The organism is Candidatus Sordicultor fermentans (assembly GCF_012728195.1).
GTDB lineage: Bacteria > Atribacterota > Atribacteria > Atribacterales > Caldatribacteriaceae > Sordicultor > Sordicultor fermentans.
The window spans coordinates 1-16,529 of the sequence record NZ_JAAYFP010000041.1 but is presented as its reverse complement, the minus strand read 5'-3'; the positions used below and the strand labels follow the sequence as shown (position 1 = coordinate 16,529).

13 protein-coding genes are annotated in these 16,529 nt (G+C 44.8%); 8 read left to right on the top strand and 5 right to left on the bottom strand.

Translation table 11 applies throughout. The features are described 5' to 3' along the window. Positions 1-3: 3 nt before the first annotated feature. The 5 genes from gyrB to dnaA all read right to left on the bottom strand — a co-directional run bounded on the left by gyrB (position 4) and on the right by dnaA (position 5,963). On the bottom strand, positions 4-1,920 hold the full coding sequence (gyrB, locus tag GXZ17_RS02120) for a DNA topoisomerase (ATP-hydrolyzing) subunit B (protein ID WP_409375645.1): 1,917 nt from the start codon (positions 1,918-1,920) through the stop codon (positions 4-6). Between the two features lie 12 nt (positions 1,921-1,932). After that, positions 1,933-2,244 (bottom strand): DUF721 domain-containing protein, encoded by a 312-nt coding sequence (locus GXZ17_RS02115; RefSeq protein ID WP_409375644.1) that lies wholly within the window; start codon positions 2,242-2,244, stop codon positions 1,933-1,935. Further along, positions 2,245-3,333, bottom strand: a complete 1,089-nt coding sequence (gene recF / locus GXZ17_RS02110; RefSeq protein WP_409375643.1) for a DNA replication/repair protein RecF — start codon at positions 3,331-3,333, stop codon at positions 2,245-2,247. Beyond that, entirely contained in the window at positions 3,333-4,421 is a 1,089-nt protein-coding gene (dnaN, locus tag GXZ17_RS02105) for a DNA polymerase III subunit beta (RefSeq protein WP_409375642.1), read from the bottom strand. Before dnaN ends, recF begins: the two co-directional genes overlap by 1 nt. Positions 4,422-4,604: 183 nt before the next feature. Further along, on the bottom strand, positions 4,605-5,963 hold the full coding sequence (gene dnaA / locus GXZ17_RS02100; RefSeq protein WP_409375641.1) for a chromosomal replication initiator protein DnaA: 1,359 nt from the start codon (positions 5,961-5,963) through the stop codon (positions 4,605-4,607). Between the two features lie 377 nt (positions 5,964-6,340). On the opposite strand from dnaA, the gene GXZ17_RS02095 reads away from it, so the two are divergent. The 8 genes from GXZ17_RS02095 to mnmE all read left to right on the top strand — a co-directional run bounded on the left by GXZ17_RS02095 (position 6,341) and on the right by mnmE (position 16,042). Continuing rightward, on the top strand, positions 6,341-8,932 hold the full coding sequence (locus tag GXZ17_RS02095; RefSeq protein WP_409375640.1) for a methyl-accepting chemotaxis protein: 2,592 nt from the start codon (positions 6,341-6,343) through the stop codon (positions 8,930-8,932). A 121-nt stretch (positions 8,933-9,053) separates the two neighbouring features. After that, on the top strand, positions 9,054-12,224 hold the full coding sequence (locus tag GXZ17_RS02090) for a diguanylate cyclase domain-containing protein (RefSeq protein ID WP_409375639.1): 3,171 nt from the start codon (positions 9,054-9,056) through the stop codon (positions 12,222-12,224). A gap of 210 nt (positions 12,225-12,434) precedes the next feature. Beyond that, the gene (gene rpmH / locus GXZ17_RS02085; protein ID WP_409375638.1) at positions 12,435-12,569 is read left to right on the top strand and encodes a 50S ribosomal protein L34; all 135 of its coding nucleotides are present in this window, start codon (positions 12,435-12,437) and stop codon (positions 12,567-12,569) included. Positions 12,570-12,572: 3 nt separating this feature from the next. Then, positions 12,573-12,923, top strand: a complete 351-nt coding sequence (gene rnpA, locus GXZ17_RS02080) for a ribonuclease P protein component (RefSeq protein ID WP_409375637.1) — start codon at positions 12,573-12,575, stop codon at positions 12,921-12,923. Then, positions 12,910-13,137: a membrane protein insertion efficiency factor YidD gene (yidD, locus tag GXZ17_RS02075; RefSeq protein ID WP_409375636.1), complete on the top strand. Its 228-nt coding sequence runs from the start codon at positions 12,910-12,912 to the stop codon at positions 13,135-13,137. Before rnpA ends, yidD begins: the two co-directional genes overlap by 14 nt. Positions 13,138-13,157: 20 nt before the next feature. Further along, complete coding sequence (locus GXZ17_RS02070) at positions 13,158-13,940, top strand: YidC/Oxa1 family membrane protein insertase (protein WP_409375635.1); 783 nt, start codon at positions 13,158-13,160, stop codon at positions 13,938-13,940. Next, on the top strand, positions 13,924-14,679 hold the full coding sequence (jag, locus tag GXZ17_RS02065; protein WP_409375634.1) for an RNA-binding cell elongation regulator Jag/EloR: 756 nt from the start codon (positions 13,924-13,926) through the stop codon (positions 14,677-14,679). Before GXZ17_RS02070 ends, jag begins: the two co-directional genes overlap by 17 nt. Further along, positions 14,648-16,042 carry a tRNA uridine-5-carboxymethylaminomethyl(34) synthesis GTPase MnmE gene (gene mnmE / locus GXZ17_RS02060; RefSeq protein ID WP_409375633.1) on the top strand — a complete coding sequence of 465 codons (1,395 nt, stop codon included), beginning with the start codon at positions 14,648-14,650 and terminating at the stop codon, positions 16,040-16,042. Before jag ends, mnmE begins: the two co-directional genes overlap by 32 nt. Positions 16,043-16,529: the final 487 nt, after the last annotated feature.

Sequence of the window (16,529 nt, the reverse complement as noted above, 5' to 3'; positions counted from 1 at the left end):
TCCTTATATGTCCAGGTTTACCACTTCCCGGGCATGTTCCCGGATAAAGTCCCGACGAGGTTCTACTGCATCTCCCATCAAAACACTAAAAATCTCTTCCGCTTCAATGGCATCCTGTACCGTAACTTGCTTTAAAGTACGAGTTTCTGGGTTCATAGTAGTAACCCATAGCTGTTCGGGGTTCATTTCTCCCAGACCTTTATAGCGCTGGATGGTATATTTTTTCCCTCGTAAACCTTGCAAGACCTGCTCCAGCTCTTCGTCATCAAAAGCATAATAGTCGTTTTTCCCCTCTCGCACTCGATAAAGAGGAGGAAGAGCAATATAAATGTTTCCTCCCTCTACCAGAGGTTTCATATACCGGTAGAAAAAAGTAAGAAGAAGGGTGCGAATATGGGCTCCGTCTACATCGGCATCGGTCATAATGATAACTTTATGATAACGCAATTTTTCCCGGGAAAAGTCAAAACCCAGCCCACACCCCAGAGCAGCAGCGATATTCCTGATTTCCTGGTTAGAGAGGATGCGGTGAATGTTGGCTTTTTCTACATTCAGAATTTTACCCCGGAGAGGCAAAATGGCCTGAAACCTCCTGTCCCGGGCCTGCTTAGCTGAGCCTCCTGCCGAATCGCCCTCCACGATGAAAATTTCTGATATCTCGGGGTTTTTCTCTGCACAGTCGGCCAGTTTCCCGGGAAGAGAAATAGAATCCAGGCTATCCTTTTTCCGAGCCAGTTCCCGGGCGCGCTTCGCGGCCAGGCGAGCTTTTACAGTCTGCATCACTTTTTCCATAATAGGGCGGGCGAGGTCTGGATTTTCCTCAAAAATAGAAGAAAGAGAGGAAAAAGTAACTTCCTCCACCAGGCTCCTGGCTTCAGGGTTACCTAATTTGGTTTTAGTCTGCCCTTCAAATTGGGGGTTGGGAATTAAAACATTGACTACTGCACACAGCCCTTCTCGAACATCGTTTCCCATGGGGACTTCCTCTTTGTCTTTCAGGATGCCTCGCTTTTCTCCATAGTGGACAATCGCCCGGGTAAGAGCGCTCTTGAATCCGGTAACGTGGGCTCCTCCCTCATCGGTGCGAATGTTGTTGGCAAAAGAGAGAATGTTCTCCACATATCCATCGTTGTACTGGATAGCTACCTCCACCTTTATTTCTTCTTTTTCTCCCGAAAAATAAATGGGCTCAGGATGTAGCACTTCTTTACCCCGATTGAGATGAGAGACTAAAGCAGAAATCCCTCCTTCAAAATGGTAAATCTTTTCCTCGGGCTCCTCAGCTTGCGTCTCATCACGGAAAACGATAGTCAGCCCCGGGTTTAGAAAAGCCAGCTCTTTGAGCCGCTGAGATATTATATCTCCCCGGAAACGAGTATCAGGGAAAATCAAAGAGTCGGGCTTGAAGTGAATCACCGTTCCGGTGTGGTCGCTGACCCCTGCTTCTCTTATCTCTCCCTGGGGTTTCCCCCTTTTATATCTCTGCTTCCACACCTTCCCCTCCCGATGAAATTCCACTTCCAACCACTCCGAAAGAGCATTAACTACTGATACTCCCACTCCATGCAAACCTCCGGAGATCCGATAAGCCGTTCCATCAAATTTTCCACCGGCATGCAGGCGAGTTAAAACCACTTCCACCGCTGATTTACCTACTGCCCCGTGTGTCTCTACTGGTATACCTCGCCCATCATCTACCACTCTTACGCTACCGTCTTTGAGGAGAGCTACTTCAATTCGGCTACAGAAGCCCATCACTGCCTCATCAATACTATTATCTACCACCTCAAACACGAGGTGGTGCAACCCCTCTGTTCCTACATTACCAATATACATACTGGGGCGCTTTCTAACCGCCTCTAATCCTTCCAAAACCTGGATATTATCCGCTCCGTAATCTCGATTGTTTTTCTCTACCAAAACTTTATCACCTCAATAGCGACATTGAATTTTAATTTTTTTTACCTCTAAACCTTCCTCCTCACAGCGGAGGAGAATGTCCGGTATACATTTTTTCACTTCTAAAGTCCACAGGGGGTCATTCACTTCAAGATAAAGAACTCCCTCCCGCAACTTGGTGGGCTGGCAAAAATCAGCTAAATGGGGAAACCACTCCCCAAAACGAGAAAGCAAAATAAAACTGTGTATTTGAGGAAAGAGCCCCTCTTTTTTTAAGAAACCCTCCAGCACCTCTCCTAAAGGAGTGGGCTTACCAAAAAAAGACTTAACCTCTTTTTTCTCCATTTATTCCCCTTTTTCAATCCTTCCCCCCTCTATCCGGAAAAAAGAGAGGGGGCTAGAACCTCTCAACTCTTTTACTTCTTCCTCCTCGGTGGTGGTTAAAAATACCTGGCTCCCGTTTTTAATTTTCTGCCACAGAAGAGCTCTCCTTTTTTTATCCAGCTCCGAAAAAACATCATCTACTAATATTACCACTTCTTTTCGGTAAAAAGATTCCACCATAGAAGTTTCTGCCAGGCGTAAAGAAATAGCCAGCCTCTTTTTCTCTCCCTGCGAGGCAAAATTTCGAGCTTCTCTATCTCTGAGGAGAAACATTATCTCGTCCCGGTGAGGGCCAAAAAGAGTCACTCCCCTTTCTTTTTCTTCTTCTCTTACCCTTTTTTTGGCTCTGCGTAGGCCTTCTTCCACTCCCTCTTCCCACCGATAACCCAGAGGACGATAGAACACTTGAAGTGAAACATCCTCTCCGGAGAGCTCCTGGTAGAAACTCTGAAAACAAGGAACAAACCGGTGGAGGTATCGAATGCGGGTTTCCACCACTTTTGTGCCGCAATTAATTAAATTTTCTCCATATATTTCAACAAGCTCCCCGGAAGAGCGCTCCCGGAGAAGAAAATTACGACGGGAGAGAAGTTTTTCATATTCTCTGAGCCATTGATTGTAAGAGGGATAAATAAAAGAAATAACCTCGTCCAGAAAATCTCTCCGCTTTTGAGGAGGACCTTCCACAATTTCCCGGTCTTGAGGGAAATAGCCCACGAGAGGAAGAGAGGTTTTTCGGGTTTCTCTTTTCCCATCCCTTTTCCACTCTTTCTTTCCCTCCTTTTTTATCACCACTTCCCGGGTAAAATGGAGATTTTCTTCCCGGATTTGAGCTCTCAGATAAGAAAATTCTTCCCCCCACCTTATCATTTCCTCATCTTTTGCCCGGCGAGGAGATGTTCCCCGGGCCAGAAGAAACAAAGCCTCCAGAAAATTGGTTTTGCCTTGAGCATTGTCTCCTGCTAAAACCAGAGTTTTCTCCGGAAAAGATAGCTCCACTTTTTCCAAATTTCTCCAGTTAATAAACTCCACTTCCTCTAAATACATCATTACTCCTTGATTTCTACCGGCATCAAAATATACTGCAGATGCTCATCTTCTCCTCTCAACCTCGTTGGAGCAAGTTCCCCGCTTATTTCTAACATTGCCTTTTCTCCACTGAAAGACCGTAAAGTATCTAACAGATATCGAGCATTAAAAAATATTTTTATTTCTTCCCCTTCTATCTCTGCTTCTACCTCTTCTTTGGCTATCCCCACCTCTCCAGAAGAGGAAAGCTCTATTTTCCCTTCTCCAAGTAGGAGTTCTACCACTGGACTCTCAGGAGGAGCAACCAATGACACTCTCTCCAAAGCTTTTCTAAGTTCATCCCCAGGAAGAGATGTCTGAGTAACAAAGCTCTGGGGAATAACTCTTTTATAATCAGGGTATTCTCCTTCAATAAGACGAGAAAAAAGAGAGATATTTTCCCACTGAAAAAGAATAAATCCTTTTGCAGGAAAAATTCTCGTCTCTCCCTCGGCGAGGCGAATAATTTCCGTGATGGCTCTCAGAGGAAGGATATATTGAGCTACTTCCCCATTTTGTACTTCTATACTACATAAACTCAAAACGTGGTCATCACTTGCTACCAGTCTCAACTTCCCTTCTTCCTCAAAATGAAACAACACCCCTGATAGAGGGAGACTGCTCTCGTCTTTTGAGGCAGTGAAATAAACTTTCATCAACCCCTCTTTGAGTTTCTCTCCAGGAACAGAAAAAGATGTAATTGAAGAAGGGAGAGGAAAAAGAGGAAAATCATCAGCAGGAAAACCAGATAGTTTATAATAGCTTTTTCCTCCCCTGATTTCAGAGTTACCATCAGGTAAAGAGACAATTTCTAATTCCGGGCTGCTCAAGCTCTTTACCAGATTATATAACACCTTACCCGGTAAAACCACACTCCCCTCTTCTCTAACTTCCACCGGACAGCGGGAGGTAATACCCACCTCTAAATCAGTAGCAGTTAGCTTCAAAGAATTATTTTCCACCTCTAAATGTATTCCCGATAAGGCAGGATAAGGCGGACGAGAAGCTACTCCCCGATATACTTTACCCAGTACCTTTCTGAATTCTTTACTTTTGGCTACTATATCCATATTCTTTCTCCCCAGTTTCTCCTCACTACTACTATTATTATTTTTTAAATATAAAAACTTAGTAGTAGTAGTAATAGGATAAAATTATTTTGTTAAAAAGTAATTGGTACTCATTATCTACCTATCTTCCCTCTCCTCAATAACCTGGTTGTAAATCCGGTATAAGTGGTTAGTATTCTGTGGTTAACTTTTCTCTCTTTTTATTTTTTCTATTAATTCACTGATTTCCTGGAAAAGCTGTGGATTACTTTCTATATCACTCTTGATTTTTTCGCAGGCATAAAGAACGGTGGTGTGATCTCTTCCTCCAAATTCCTCACCAATGGAAGGAAGAGAATAATTGGTTAGCTCTCGTGCTAAGTACATGGCGATTTGCCGGGGATAAGCCACCTCTTTAGTTCTCTTCTTTGCTTTCATAAGGGCAGGTTTAATATTAAAATGTTCTGCCACCACTTTCTGAATCAATGAAATGGGAATTGATGAAGTTTCCTGTCTGGGTAGGAGGTCTTTTAATACCTCTTGAGCCACTTCCAAGGTAGGAGTTATTTTGTTCAAACTGCAAAAAGCCTTAATCCTTATCAGAGCTCCTTCTAATTCTCTAATATTAGAAGGAATATTCATGGCTATGAAGTAGATGATGTCAGAAGGGAGTTCGAATTTCTCCAGTTCTGCTTTTTTACTCAAAATGGCGATCCGGGTTTCTAAATCAGGTGGTTGAATATCAGCTATCAATCCCCACTCAAAGCGAGAACGGAGACGATCTTCTAAAGTAGGGATTTCTTTGGGTGGTCTATCACTGGTTATGACGATTTGTTTGAATGCATCATGAAGGGTGTTAAAAGTATGGAAAAACTCTTCCTGGGTTCTTTCTTTTCCGGCTAAAAACTGGATATCATCGATGAGAAGGATATCTACGTGGCGATACTTCTGACGAAAAGCCTCGGTCTGGTCGTCTCTAATGGAATTAATTAATTCGTTGGTAAACTTCTCTGAAGAGGCATAAACTATTCGGGCCTGGGGGTTGTTGCTCAAAATATGGTGGCCTATGGCATGCATGAGGTGAGTTTTGCCTAACCCTACTCCTCCGTAAATAAACAGAGGATTGTAAGAATGAGCAGGGTTTTCCGCCACAGCCATAGCGGCAGCATGAGCAAATTTATTACTATTTCCCACTATAAAAGTGGAAAAAGTATAGCGAGGGTTGAGACTGAGCCTATCTTCCCCTGCAACAGAAGAGGAAAAACTGGAGACTTCTTCTCCTAAAGAGGTAGAGGAAGGCTTTACTACCAGCCCGATTTCTAAATTGGGAAAATTCACTCCTGCCACTTTTTGAAAAGCATAGCGAATGGTTTCCACATATTTCTTTTCTATCTTTTCTTTGGATAGCTCACTTGGCACGGCTATGGTGAGCCGATGATCGAGTAGAGATAGAGGTTGAATGTTTTCTACCCAGGCTCGATATTCCGGTACAGAAACCTGTTTTTCTAAAAGAGATAGAGTTTTTATCCACAAATCCTCTAACTCTTCTGGAGAGACTTTCATGGCTGAATCTCCCATTTTTATTTTTTTAATCCCCCGGTTTTCCACAGATAGCTTTATTTACTAAATTGAATCTTAATCCCATAAATAAAAGGAAAAAAAATTTTCCTCCTTATTTTGCCTCGCAAAAGAGGGGGACCGTTTTTGCTTTTTAATTTAAGCATAAATATGAATTTCTGGCAAGTTATTCACAGCTTATCAACTTTTGTGAATAACTCGGAAAACAAGGAAAATTCATTTCCCTTTTTAGAAGAATTAGGTTAGTATTAAAAAATTAGATAATTCTCTAAAGTTTTTTCTCAAAATGCCGATTTTTACTATTGAAGGAAGGTTCTTTCTTTTTAGACGAACCGGGAAAAATTTGAGAGGGAGGGAAAACCTTGCAAATCAAAACAAAGATTTCTTTAGGTTTTATCGTTCTTACTCTGGCGGCCCTGGCCATTGGAGTTATAGCTATCTATGCTTTCTGGGAAATTAATACTTCTCTCGAGGAAGCTCAGAGCTACAATCCTCTACTTTTGGTTACTTCTCGATTGAAGGATTTGATTTCTCAAAATAACTCTTTAATCTCCTCTTACTTCCGAGAAGAAGACGTAGAAAACCTCAATCAAATAGAGAAAAGCTTTACCGAAGTAAACAACCGCTTTCTGGTTTACCTCGAAGCACTTCGCCTGGGGACTGAATCAGAAGATTTTCAGAAATGGCACTATGGGTTGTGGGAGAAAGAAAATTTCCCCTATGCTCTTTCCCCTCTGCCCGAAGATAGCCCTCTTTTTCAGGAAGTACAGGAGTTAAAGAGTTTGCAGGTCAACTATCAGGCCCGGGTGAATATGGTGAAAACTCTGTGGAAGCAGTATCTCACCACCCAAAAGGAGAGGAATCAAAAATCTTTAGAGATGGACGAACCTTACCAGATAGTAGTGCAGTTCACTCAATTGGTGGATGACTCAATAAAGCAGCTAATGAACCCCTTAGATAGCACTTATTACCTTCTTTTCCGCTATGCGGTTAACGGTGACCCCGATGGGCGCCTGGGAGAAAACATTAATGCCTACTTTGCCAGTCTGAGAAGAGGGATAGAGGATTCTCAGGTTCTCTCGGAGGAAAGCAAAAAAAGCATAACCGCCCAGGTAGAAGATTTAGCGGGCAAGTGGGAAGAATTAGAGAAAGTCTTGTTTACTGAAGCAGAGAAAGACGACAAGTTTATGGAAGTTTATCGCTCCTATTCTCGCTTGAAAACTACCATAGAAGGCTTGAGGTTAGATAACTGGATAAAATTGATGAGTGATATAAACCAGAATCAGAAAAACTACCTTCTGGCTTCTGACCCGGTAGAAAAAGAAGCAATAAAGAAAAAGGTAAACGGTCTTATGGATACTTTGGGTCAGTTCTTAGAGGGAGATTTTCTGAAAATCTATGCTACTAATACTGCGCAAGTGGTAGTCAATGATCGGTGGAAGCCCTTCCGGAACCTGTGGCAGGAAGTGGTAAAAGGAGATGAACAGCTGCGAGGGCTCAACGAGACCATTCAAACCTCTCTTTCTGATGTGTGGGATGTGGGAGAAGACCTTTCTCAAGCTATGGAAACCATGAATCAGGAGGTGTTGAGCTCTTTCGATCAGGCCCTTCTTCGAGCGAGAGAGCTACAAAACCGCCTCTCTCAAATTCTCTATATAGTTATAGGAGTGGTGATAGTTTTCTCTCTCATTATGGGTACCACCCTTTCCCGGAGCATCACGAGACCCATTCAAGAGAGCGTGGCTTTTGCCGAGGTGCTGGCAGAAGGAGACCTGACTCAGGAAATAACGAAGAAAAGAAAAGACGAGATGGGTAAACTCTTTGCTTCTCTGAACCAGGCTTCTTCTTCTCTTCGCCGATTCCTCCAAGAGGTAAGAGAGGGAGCGGATAAGATTATTTCCTCTCTGGATGCCCTCCAGCACACCTCTCGAGAAATAAGAGAGGCGGGAGAGCAGATTGCCCAAACTGTCTCGCAAGTAGCCCGTGGATCGGAAGAACAGAGCCAGAACTTAACTGAAGTTTCTAACCACATGGAGAGCCTGGTGGAAGAAGTCAAAGAGATGGCGAAGAGACTGAAAGAACAGGCTGATAAAGCTCGCCAGACTTTACAAGAGACCGATAAAGTGATAGAGAGCTTAGAGGTAACCGGAGGAAACATAGAAAGAGTAAAAGGAGCAGCTTCTTCGGCTTTCCAGGCTACCGAAGAAGGAGAGAAGACCTTAGAAGAAGTAGTGGAAGCCATGGGAAGAATTAAAGATTCAGTGTTTTCAGTGGGAGAAGTAGTGAAAAACTTAGGAGTAAGTTCTCAGGAGATTGGAAGCATCACCGACCTCATAACCGGTATTGCCGAGGAGACCAACCTCTTAGCTCTGAATGCAGCAATTGAAGCTGCTCGAGCAGGAGATGCAGGACGAGGGTTTGCAGTGGTCGCAGATGAAGTGAGAAAGCTGGCTGAAGAATCGGCCCATGCTGCCCAGCGCATTGCTCATCTCATCAGTGAAATCCAGAAAGAAGCGGAAAGAGCAGTAAGATCTATGACCGAAAGCCAGACCCATGTAGAAGGAGGAAGTGAGGCAGTGGATAAAGCCCGAGAGGCCTTCCAGGATATTCACGAGGCTAATCAGGTGGTAACCCAGGAGGCCGACAACATCTCTCTCTCCTTCCAGGTAGTAGAAGAAGCCTCGCAGCACATCATTCAGCTGGTTCGGGAAGTTAATGATATTGCTAAAGAGAGTGAAGAAGGAACAGGTAGGATAGTAGAAAGAGCGGAAGAGGTATTTACAAGGCTGAGTAGTGTTGCTTCTATTTCGGAGGAGAACGCAGCAGCCGCTGAGGAAGTAGCCGCTTCTTCCCAGGAGCAAAATGCTGCCCTGCAAGAAGTAGATGTTACCATCCAGGAACTGGGTAAGATGGCCGAAGGCCTGAAAGAAAACTTAGGACAATTTAAAATCTAATAAAAAAATAGCCGGGGGGAGATACGTCTCCCCCCTATTTATACCCCCTTTTTGATTTCCTCTTGAGAAAATACTCTTTTAGTTATAGAATTAATATAATACGGAGAGGGACTTCCTGAGGATGAGAGGGGAAAAGAAACTACCTATTCTTTTAATTTTAATCTTCCTCCTCTTTTTCTCTTTCCCTGGAGAGGCAAAAAGAGCGCTTTTAGTGGGGGTTTGCGACAACCCTCCTCTGGTTTTCCGGGATGAGAAAGGGAGGGTGCGGGGAATGTGCCCGGAGGTTTTAGAGCATATTGCTCAGAGAGAAGACTGGGATATCGAATATGTTTTTCTCCCCTTTTCTCTTCTTCTTTCTCATCTTGCAGAGGGAAAGATTGACCTCCTTTTACCCATTGCCTACACCGCAGAGCGGGCAGAACACTTTGATTTCAACCAGCAAACCTTTTTGGTTAACTGGGGAGAAGTTTATACCCTTCCTGCTGTTTCCGTTCAGTCTTTGCTCGATTTAGCTTCTCGAAAAGTAGCAGTGGTAAAAGACGACGTTTATGGTGAGAGTTTAAAAAAACTCCTTCGAGACTTCGGGGTCGGGTGCCATTTTCTGGAAATGGAAAATTATCCGGGAGTGTTTGCCGCAGTAAAAGAGGGAAGAGCTGATGCCGGAGTGGTGAGCAGGCTCTATGGAGCGCAATTTGCTAGAGCGGCTGGTTTCGCAGCCACCTCCATCGTTCTTTCTCCTGTGGAACTCCGTTTTGCCGTCCCTCGAGGAAAAAACCGAGGAATCATCGACATTATCGACCAGCATCTTCTGGCTTTGAAGATCAACCCCCAATCTGTTTACTATCAGTCTTTGAGCAGCTGGTTAAGTGTAGAAGAGGAGGGATGGCGTTTTCCTTCCTGGTTCTGGTGGTTTTTAGGCGTTGTTTTGCTCTTTCTATGCCTTTCTCTCTTTTTAAGTTATTTTCTGCGCCGGGAAGTGGGGCGCCGGACTAAAGAGCTGGTAGAAAAAAGTGAAAAATTAGCTAAAGAGGTAGAAAGACGGGAGGCTTTAGAAGAAGAGCTCCGCTTCAGCCTCGACTTCCAGAAGCTCGTTGCCGGGGTTTCCTTTCATTTTGTCACTGCTTCTTCCTTTGAAGAAGCAGTGAGATTTTTCTTAGAGGAGGTAAGACGTTTTTCCCGGGCAGATGAAGCGGCTTTTTTTGGGGAAGAAGAAGGCTACCTTGGGAGAGAGGGGAAAACAGAAAAAGTAGAGATAGAAGAGGGAATGGTTCTCTGGAGAGAAAGATTGTGTTTGGAAGGACCGGTGTGGACAGAAGGGGAAAGCCTTCCCGAGAGATGCTGGAGGAAGAAAGAGCCTGGAGAAATTAGTTTTCTCCTCTCTTTCCCTCTCGAGATCGAAAACCGGTGTCTGGGGTTTTGGGAATTACTCTGGAGAGAAAAAGGAAACACAGATAAAACATGGATAGAAGAACATCTTGACCTTTTCCAGGTTTTTTCCTACCTTTTGAGTAGCGCCTTAGAAAGGGAGAAAACAAGAAAGGACCTGCAGCGAGAAAGAGGTTGGCTGGAGACCATTCTCCGCTCCATTGCTGATGGTGTGATAGTTACTGATTTGGAGGGACTGGTCAGTTTTATGAATCGAGAGGCGGAAGCCCTTACTGGTTGGTCTTTAGGAGAAGCCCGGGGTAAGAAACTGGAAGAGATTTTTCCTCTCAGAGAAAAAAATAGCGGAAAGCCGGTAGAGAACCTGGTGGAGGAAGTTTTGAAAAAAGGAAAAACAGAAATGAAAGAACCTCTTCTTTTGAGAAACCGAGAAGGGAAGGAAATAGTGGTTGCCGATAGCGGAGCTTCTGTTGGTAGAGAGGGAGAGCTCCAAGGAGTGGTGTTTGTATTCCGGGATGTTACTGAACGCCAGAGGATGGAAGAGGCGCTCCGCAGGAGTGAGCGCCGTTATCGCTTGCTTTTTAACCAGATGCTGGATGGATTTGCTCTTCTGGAAGAGATTTATGATGGGAGAGGAGAGCCTTCTTATGAGTTTGTGTTTTTAGAAGCCAACCCTGCTTTTGAGTATATTACCGGTTTTAGCAGAGAAGACGTGGTGGGGCTTACTCTCCGGGAGGTCTTCCCCTTTTTAGATGATTCTTACTGGGAGCTTTTTCATCAGGTGGCAGAGAAAGAAGAAGCTGCCCGGGTAGAAAGGTTTGTTTCCTATAAGGATAAATACTTAGAAATAGTGGCTTTCTCTCCTTCCCCCGGACAGGTGGCTACTATCTGGCGGGACGTTACAGAAAAAAGAAAAAGAGAGGAAGAAATGCGCTATCTTAGCTTCCACGATGTTTTGACCGGACTTTATAACCGGGCTTTTTTTGAAGAGGAAATACAGCGTCTGGATAGAGGAAGACATCTTCCTTTGAGCCTCATTTTTCTTGATGTTGATGGCTTAAAGGAGGTAAACGACTCTCTGGGGCACGAAGAAGGAGACAGGCTGTTAGGAGAAATAGCTCAAGTGCTTCGGAAATCCACCCGGGGAGGAGATGTCATCACCCGATGGGGAGGAGATGAATTCATTGTCCTTCTTCCTCAAACTACTGAAGACATTGCTCGAGAGGTGGGCAAGAGGATAGAGAAAAACTGTGAGGAAGCACAAAGAGAATGCCTTCTACCCTTAAGCCTTTCCTGGGGAGTGGCTGCCAAAGAGAGCGACACAGAAGACATAAGAGAAGTTTTCCGCAGAGCAGAAGAAGAGGCTTATCAAAAAAAATTCTTAACCCGCAAGGTTTTTCCCCGCTCCCTTATTTCTATTTTGGTACACAGATTTTATGAGGAAGAAAAAATTCGGCAGCGTCAGATGAGGGTGGGAGAATTGATCCAGAAGATGGGAGAAAAACGGGGATGGGAAGAAGAAGAGAAGAAAAAGCTGCACTTTTTGAACCTCCTCTGGGTCTGGGAAAAGATGTTTCTCCCCGAGCACCTCAAAGAGGATGGCTATCCGCTTTTGCGAGAGGAATTGGTTGAAATCTACCCTGAGTTTGAAGAGCAGCTTCCCCTTTCATACTCAGGGTGGAGCTCTTTGTTTTCAAAGGTTTTATCCGGAGAGGAATACTACCCGGGGGAAGGAGATGAAGTGCCTCTCATGGCTCGCCTTTTGAGCGTAGTAGAGGCTTATGAGTTTCTGGTGGAGGAGCGACAGCTAACTCCTCAGGAAGCGGTGCGGGAAATCCAGAAAGAAGCAGGAAGTCGCTTTGATCCGGAATTGGTAGCAATATTAGAAGAGATAGTAAGAGAAGAATAATTTATGTGCCGGGATATTTTCCGGCACTTATTGTAAGGACGAAAAAAGCGAAAGCTCCGTGGTTCTGGCCAAGTTTCGCAGCAATCTGGGTGAAGGGGAGCTCTTTGCAAAATCGGGACTTCACCCGATTGACCTCTGGGGTGGTTGAGGGTATAATGATACCCGTGGTAAATTACCCATTTTGAAGCAGCAAAGAAGGGAGAGACGTTGATGAAAAGGACTTATCAGCCCCATCGAGTACCGATGAAAAGGACTCATGGATTTCGGGCTCGGATGAAGACCAAAGGGGGAAGACAGGTTCTCTCTAGAAGAAGGAAAAAGGGGCGCAAGCGTCTTACTGTTTAATAAATGGAGGGATTGAGCCAGAAGAAAGATTTTTCCCGGTTGTTTTCTCGGGGAAAAAGAGCGAGAGCCAACAATATTAAGCTGTGGTATTTGCAAAAAGAAGAGGGGAATTTGCGAGTTACTTTTGTGGGAAAAGGGAAAAAGGCGGTAGACAGAAACCGAGTGCGAAGGCGCCTGCGAGAAGCCTTTCGTGTCTATTATTATCCTCAGTGGAGAGACAAGCCGGTTGATTTTCTCTTTATGAGCAATGAGAAGCTGCTGGAAGAGAGCTTTGAAGACCTTGTTGAGATGATGGGAAAGGTGCTGGGAGAAGTGAAGCTTGATGGAGTAAAGACGAAAAGTGAAGCTGAGTAGCCTCGTAGTAAGCGGTTTAGATAAAATTTTGTTTTTTTATCAGAGATATATTTCTCCTCTTTTTCCCCCCTGCTGCCGTTTTGAACCTTCTTGTTCAGAATATGCCCGGCAGGCTCTTTGTAAATATGGTCCTTGGAAGGGTGGTCTTTTGGCTCTTCGAAGGCTTTTGCGCTGTCACCCCTACTCTCCAGGCGGTTATGACCCGGTAAAATAAAAAGAAAAGGTGGTTAATTGATGTTTTCACAGCTATTAGATGTGCTAGCTCAAGCTATGGAATACCTGCTCCGTTTTTTCTACAACTGGACCGGCAATTATGGTATTTCCATAATTCTCCTCACTTTATTTATTAGACTGATTCTCTCTCCTTTGATTCATAAACAGAATCTCTCTACCCGCAAGATGCAAGAAGACATGCAGGAGTTGCAGCCGGAAATCAAAAAACTGCAGGAGAAATATGGCAATAACAGCCAGAAACTGAACGAAGAAATGATGAAGCTTTACAAAGAAAAGGGAATAAATCCTTTGGGAGGGTGCTTGCCCGGGTGTCTTCCTCTTTTAATTCAGTTACCCATATTGATGGTGCTTTACCGAGTTTTAATGGCTTATGACTATGGGCAAGCTGGGTTTCTCTGGCTCCCCAGCCTCTCTCAAAAAGACCCTTACTTTATCCTTCCTCTTTTAATGGGAGTAACTACTTTCTGGCAGCAAAGAATATCCATGCCTCCCGCCGCAGAAGGAGCACAACAACAGAACGCGGCCATGATGGTGGTTATGCCCATATTTTTGGTTTTTATCAGCTGGAACCTCCCCTCCGGAGTGCTTTTGTACTGGTTTGTGTCTAACCTATTTTATATTTTGCAACAGTATGTATTGAACAACCAGATCCAGAGGTCTAAGTCTCTCTCCGTTGAGCCAGAAATCAGTGTGAAGGCCGAGCCTGCTGTTTCTCTAAAAGACCCCTCTTCAGCAGCACCTGTAGCTAAAAAAGGAGGAAAAATAAATGCCAAGAAGCGTTGAGGTTTCGGGAAAAAGCTTAGAAGAAGCACTGGAGCGAGCGGCTCGCTATTTTGATGTGCTACCAGAAAGCTTAAGTTATGAGGTTATTTCGGAAGGCCGTGGTTTTTTGAGTGCCTTTACCCCCCGGGTGGTTAAGGTTCGGGTGTGGATAGAAGAAGCTCCCCAGGAGAGAATTCCTGGTGAAGAAAAATCCCCGGGAAAAGAAGCTACAGAGGAAGCTTATCCTTCCCCGGCTTCTCTTCTTCGGGCAGAGGAAGAACTGGGAAAATTTTTTAAAGAGCTAATGGACAAAATGCAGATGGAGGTCGATTTCCAGGTTCAAGAGAAAGACGGCTTCCTTTCTCTCTTCGTGGAAGGAAAAGATGCCGGGATGCTTATTGGTAAAAGAGGAGAAACTCTGGAAGCCTTAGAAACCCTGTTGCGGATAGTCATGTCCAAAAAAGGCTTTAGTAATGTAGGCTTGCAGCTGGACATTTCTGGCTATAGAGAAAGGCGGGAAGAAGCGCTGAGGAGGTTGGCGGAGAAATCGGCCAAAAAGGTAATAAAAGAAAAAAGGCGGCTGAAACTGGAGCCCATGAATGCCCGGGAACGGAGAATTATTCACACTTCTCTTAAAGACTATCCAGAGGTGACCACCTACAGCGTTGGGGAAGGAACGGGGAGACGGGTGGTTGTTGACTTAAAAAAGGAAAAAAGCAGTAATCGTAGTGGAGGAAATAAAAGACCTGTTGGTAAGTGATACTATTGTAGCTCCGGCCACCCCTCTCGGGGTGGGAGCGATTGGCATTGTGCGAATGAGCGGTCGGGAAGCGGCTGAAATTGCTTCTCGGCTTTTTGTTTCTCGCTGTGGGCGTGCGGTGGAAGACTTTGTCAGTCATCGCCTGTATCTGGGGGATGTTTTTGACCCTCAAACTCAAGAAATAGTTGACGAAGCCCTTCTTGTGGTGATGAGGGCTCCTCACAGCTATACCCGGGAAGACGTGGTAGAATTTCAACTGCACGGGGGTCCGGTGGTGATTCAAAAAGTTCTGCAGCTTATCCTTCGAGAAGGAGCGAGGCTGGCCGAGCCAGGAGAGTTTACTCGCCGAGCCTTTCTAAATGGTCGTATAGACCTTTCTCAGGCCGAGGCGGTGGCGGGAATAGTTAAGGCTCGTTCAGAAAAGGCTCTTTCTCTTTCTCTTCGCAATTTGAAGGGGGAATGGGGAAGAAAAATCCGCTCCTGGGAAGATCGTCTTTTGAGCATCCTGGCTCTCATTCACGCTCACTGCGATTTTTTAGATGAAGAGGAGCTTCCTCTTGAAGCCATGGAGAAAGAGCTCGCCTCGTTAATAGGAGAAATAGAGAAAGAGCTGTCTTCTGGTGAGCGCCTTAAGCTGGCGCAAGAGGGGGCGCTCGTGGCTATTGTGGGTAAACCCAATGTGGGTAAATCCAGTCTTTTTAATGCCATTGTGGGATGGGATAGGGCCATTGTGACTCCTTTTCCCGGAACCACCCGGGATGCCCTGGAAGAAAATATCCTCGTGGACGGTCTTCTTCTTCGGCTGGTGGATACAGCAGGGATGAGGGAGGGGCGCGACCCAGTAGAGCTTGTGGGAGTGCAAAAAGCAGAAGAGTATCTTGAACAGGCAGACTTTGTAGTGGTAGTTTTAGACCAGAGCATCCCTTTAGAAAAAGAAGATGAAGTGCTGGCGGAGAAAGTAAGAAATAAGCCTCATTTTGTGGTGCTAAACAAAAGCGATCTTCTTCCTCAGCTAAACAAAAGCGACGTTTCCTTGCTTTATCCCGGGGAGGAGATTTTGGAAGTGTCTGCTCTACAGGGAGAGGGGATAGAAAAGCTACTGAGAAAAATAGGGGAAAGAATAAAGGCGGAAATAGGTCCTGAAGACCAGCCCATTTTAATCACCGCCCGGCAAAGAGAGGGGCTGAAAAAAGCCCTTCTCTCATTAGTCCAGGCCCGAGATAGCTTAAGAGAGGGGATGTCTTTAGATGTTCTGGGTTTAGACCTGGAAGAGGCTTTGCGAGAAATGGGACGGATATTAGGCACACAAGCAGATAAAGAGTTGTTGAATACTATTTTTTCTCAATTTTGCCTGGGAAAATAATTTGTTCCACGTGGAACACGAACCTGCCCAGAAAGAAGGACGGCCTTTTGCCACGCTATATAGCTATAATTCTGCTTTGTTGCAAGGGTCATTGCGCCACGGACCGAGGGTGAATCAACTATAAAGGAACACTGCTCCTTCATAACCCCCGAAAAAATCAAAAGAAAAGCAAAAACTTGGATTCCCGACTACTAATTTCGGGAATGACAGATGATGTGGATGCCTCGCTAAATTTCAGGCATGACGAAAGAGGCGTCACTTCTGAATGGTTCCACCGTCCCTTATTTGTCACCCCGGCGACTTTTAAGCCGTTTTTAGCCTGCCCCTGAATGCTTCTATCAGGGGTCCACGGTTTTTAAAAACCAAAGAATAAGCAAAAACATGGATGCCTGATAAAAGATTTCAGGCATGACAGAAAAAGAAGCCCTCGGAGTGAGGGGGTAGGGTGAGGGTGTCTTTTTTGCCATTTTATAAAGCAAATTACATG

What these genes read in the sequence shown, in the direction of transcription:
- dnaN (WP_409375642.1), bottom strand. Translation starts at nt 4,421, where the DNA reads ATGGATATAGTAGCCAAAAGTAAAGAATTCAGAAAGGTACTGGGTAAA.
- jag (WP_409375634.1), top strand. Translation starts at nt 13,924, where the DNA reads ATGCCAAGAAGCGTTGAGGTTTCGGGAAAAAGCTTAGAAGAAGCACTG.
- recF (WP_409375643.1), bottom strand. Translation starts at nt 3,333, where the DNA reads ATGATGTATTTAGAGGAAGTGGAGTTTATTAACTGGAGAAATTTGGAA.
- GXZ17_RS02115 (WP_409375644.1), bottom strand. Translation starts at nt 2,244, where the DNA reads ATGGAGAAAAAAGAGGTTAAGTCTTTTTTTGGTAAGCCCACTCCTTTA.
- rpmH (WP_409375638.1), top strand. Translation starts at nt 12,435, where the DNA reads ATGAAAAGGACTTATCAGCCCCATCGAGTACCGATGAAAAGGACTCAT.
- GXZ17_RS02090 (WP_409375639.1), top strand. Translation starts at nt 9,054, where the DNA reads ATGAGAGGGGAAAAGAAACTACCTATTCTTTTAATTTTAATCTTCCTC.
- GXZ17_RS02070 (WP_409375635.1), top strand. Translation starts at nt 13,158, where the DNA reads ATGTTTTCACAGCTATTAGATGTGCTAGCTCAAGCTATGGAATACCTG.
- rnpA (WP_409375637.1), top strand. Translation starts at nt 12,573, where the DNA reads ATGGAGGGATTGAGCCAGAAGAAAGATTTTTCCCGGTTGTTTTCTCGG.
- dnaA (WP_409375641.1), bottom strand. Translation starts at nt 5,963, where the DNA reads ATGAAAGTCTCTCCAGAAGAGTTAGAGGATTTGTGGATAAAAACTCTA.